This window comes from Clostridium sp. HV4-5-A1G (assembly GCF_900184915.1).
Lineage (GTDB): Bacteria > Bacillota > Clostridia > Clostridiales > Clostridiaceae > Clostridium_B > Clostridium_B aromativorans.
This window is the reverse complement of sequence record NZ_FXYI02000249.1, coordinates 1-3,857: the sequence shown is the minus strand read 5'-3', so window position 1 is coordinate 3,857 and position 3,857 is coordinate 1. Positions and strand designations below refer to the sequence as shown.

2 protein-coding genes are annotated in these 3,857 nt (G+C 32.5%); both read left to right on the top strand.

Annotated features, from left to right (window positions below; genetic code table 11):
* Positions 1-792: 792 nt before the first annotated feature.
* Positions 793-2,532 (top strand): sigma-54-dependent Fis family transcriptional regulator, encoded by a 1,740-nt coding sequence (locus J5G60_RS17145; protein ID WP_150358281.1) that lies wholly within the window; start codon positions 793-795, stop codon positions 2,530-2,532.
* Between the two features lie 233 nt (positions 2,533-2,765).
* Positions 2,766-3,755, top strand: a complete 990-nt coding sequence (locus J5G60_RS17140; protein WP_190972246.1) for a 2-keto-3-deoxygluconate permease — start codon at positions 2,766-2,768, stop codon at positions 3,753-3,755.
* The last annotated feature ends 102 nt before the right edge of the window (positions 3,756-3,857 follow it).

Below are 3,857 nucleotides of genomic sequence, written 5' to 3'. Positions count from 1 at the left end.
AACCGGGGCTTCTGCGAAGAACTCAGAGCACTCTGGCCACATTGATTAGTTTGGCAGGAGTAGTGCAGATAGAAAAAGAAACTGCTTAATTCTTCCGGCAACAGAAGAAATACTCAGCTAAACCGTATTTGTGGAAGAGAAGTCTGCCTGTCAAAAGGTAGAAGCCTCTTCTATACTAACCTGTTTAGTTAGGAGGGGAGGGTTCACAGGATAAATTAAAATCTTGCTTTCAGAAGAAAATTTTCTAATTGAAAATTAGTGTCCAGTGAAATATAATTTTATATATGGTACCTTGATAGAAATAATCAGGGTGCTTTTTTGTTTTAAATAAAAAATATAAATGGTTGAACTGTTTTATTTTTTTGACCTTGAAAGCTAGCATGGAAAATTTAAGAAAAAATTCAGTGATGTAAAAATAAGGGCAATATCGGACAGCATACTATAAGTATCTACGGAAACCTTTACAATTTTAATTTTTATCTGGTTGATTACTCAGACATATACAACAGCAGAAGAAGTATGACAAAAAGTATAGAGGACAAAACTTTGAGTAGTATGGAAGCAAAAAGAACACATTCATTATTTTCTGAGCCAATCCTTCTAGAATAAAGTTACTTAACATTGTTAAAAATAATCTATACTAAATGGTTACTTTTGTGCTTTTTTATAATTGTGTAAAACTAAATTGGGCTTATTTTAATGAATGTGTTCAATTTAGAATTTGTTTTTGTAAAATAACTATTTTTTCTGCTATAATAAGAATGTGTTTTAAATTGAAACAGGAGGAAAAATATGAAGGTTGTTGCAATTGCTCCCTATAATGGATTGAAAGAATTGATTCTTCAGTTAGCTAAAGATGAAGAGGATATTGATTTACAGGCAGAAGTAGGCGATTTGGATCTAGGAGTGAATATGGCAAAGAAAGCACAGGATATGGGTGCTGATATTATTATAAGCAGAGGTGGTACGGCAGAATTAATACAGAGAGAGGTAAATATTCCTGTAGTTGATATAGAGGTTTCTGGCTATGACATGCTGCGAGTGGTAACTCTTGTAAGCGGATTAAAAGGAAAAGCAATCATTGTAGGGTTCCCTAAAATATCCGAGGGAGCAGCCACAGTTTGCTCATTACTTGATATAGACATACCAAATTATGTAATTTACAGTGAATCAGAAGTAATTCCTAAGCTTCAGGAAATCAGCAAAAAAGATTATCAGATAATTATTGGAGATGTAGTAACTACTCAAAAGGCAAAAAAACTAGGATTTAATACAGTATTGTTTACATCTGGAAAGGAAAGTGTTTTGAAATCCTTTAATGATGCCAGAAAGATTTATAAAGTGTTGAAAAGGGCTAGAAAGGAGCAGATGATACCGGCTGCCATTATTGAACAGGCTGAAGAAGGAATTATAGTCCTGGATGAAAATTTTAATCATGTTTATTCCAATGCTTATATGGACAATATATTTAAGGATAATTGGCATTTCATAAAGAGAGAATGGGCGTATTCAGTGTTAAGTGAGGGGAAGTTTAGTACCGCAGTTGAGTTTGATAATCTTATATGGAGAGTTTCAGGCAGCAGCATAAAAAAGGAAAATAGAATTTATATTGTATTTTGCCTGTGCAAGATATCAGACTATTCAAAGGATAAGGCTCATGGAGTTATTATTAAAAGCAGCAGTACAGACAAAACATCTTCTCTGCTTTTGGAGAGCAAATATATGGAAGGCATATTGAAAAAAGTGGATAAATGCAAAAACACCAATATACCTATATGGATTTTGGGAGAGAGAGGAACTGAAAAGGATGATCTGGCAGAATTTTTACATTTTGGATATGGAACTAAATCCGGTACCTTTATTATATTGGATTGTAATTTGATTTCGGAGGAAGATTGGAGTAAAATGCTTTTTACCAATATGTTGAATATGGATATGGGAACTGTTTATTTTAAGGATGTACAGGAGCTATCTCCAAATAGTCAAAGCATATTGAATAGATTCCTGGATTGCGGTAAGAATATAACTTCCAGAATTATAATATCTTCTTTGGACAATATTGTGGAGAAGCATGGGTTCAGCTCGAATTTGTATTGTAAAATTTCACCAATTACATTGAAGATTCCTCCTCTTAGGGACAGAATTGATGAAATAGATAGTTTGTCCAGACTTTTTATAAATGAATACAATGCCTTCTATGGGAAACAGATTGTAGGAATTAGGGACGATGCACTTTTAAAATTAAAAAAATACAAATGGAAAGGAAATACACTTCAGTTTCGGAAAACAGTGGAGCAAATAGTTATGTTTTGCAAAAATGATTATATAGAATTAAATGACGTAAAACAGGTACTTGATGATATGACCTGCAGCTGTGATTTTGAAGATGATGTTGTGGAACTGGATGGGACCCTGGAGGAAATTGAAAAAAATATTATTCAGAAGATGTTGAAAAAAAATCAAATGAATCAATCCAAAGTAGCAAAGAAACTGGGCATTAGTCGTTCCACTTTATGGCGCAAATTGCAATAGCGCCTTTTTTTATACAAAAAAATAATAAAAACTATTGCATTTTAAAACACACATATATATAATATAAATGTAATCGATTTTAAACTGCTTTAATATAAGACAGTTTCACTAAAATATCCATGGATGTATTCTACATAGATAAAGGGGTGAAAAATTTTGAAAACAATTTAATAAAATATCTTATGAATAATAGCTACTAAATATTAATATTATAGGGGGATTGGGATAAATATATGGGTACTATAAAAATACTGAAAACAATAAAAAGATTACCTGGGGGAATAATGGTTGTTCCATTATTATTAGGTGCTATAATTAATACATTTTGTCCTAATATTTTAAAGATAGGTTCTTTTACAACAGCTTTATTTTCTAATACTGCAGTTCCTACACTTGTTGGAATCCAAATTTTTTGTATAGGGACAAGCTTAAAAATAAAACAGGCTCCAGAAGTTCTTAAACGTGGCGGTGTGTTATTAATATGTAAATGGGTAGCAGGTGCACTGCTGGGTTTTATAGTTTATAAGATTTTTGGAAAATCAGGAGTACTTGGAGTATCTGTTCTGGCAATAATTTGTGCAGTTACAGGGGCTAATGGAAGTCTTAACTTAGCTTTAATGGGTGAATATGGCGAAGCACAAGATCAGGCAGCACAAAGCATTGAAAATATACATGATGGTCCATTTGTTGCTTTACTTACACTTGGAGCAACAGGTCTTGCTAATATACCATTAGTATCCTTACTAGCAGCTATTGTACCATTACTTTTGGGATTTATTTTAGCAAATTTGGATTACGATTTTACTGATATGTTTAAATCGGGAGTATCAATACTAATACCGTTTATAGGATTTGCACTAGGTGCCGGTATTAATTTCAATAATGTTTTAAGAGCTGGTTTCAGTGGAATTGTCCTAGCACTTATGGTTTTAATTATAGGCGGTGGATTTGCAATATTGGGTGACAAGTTTATAAATAGAAGACCAGGTTATGCTGGTGCATCAATTGCTAGTGCGGCAGGAAACACAATGGCTAGTCCAGCAGCAGTGGCACTTATAGATCCTAGTTATAAACCATATGTAGCTTCTGCAACTATTCAAATTGGAGCAGCAGTTATTATTACTGCAATAGTTGTGCCATTTCTTGTTGATTGGATAGCAAAAAAATATGGATGTCCTAAATTTGATAGAGAAAAATCAGCACAAAGAGAAGAATTAGTATAAAACTCAACGAAAGCTTTTACTTTAATTAAATTTAAGGATTATTGAAAGCAAGAGATTATAATTACTTAAATAGTTAAAAGATGATAAATGTTAAATTAATAT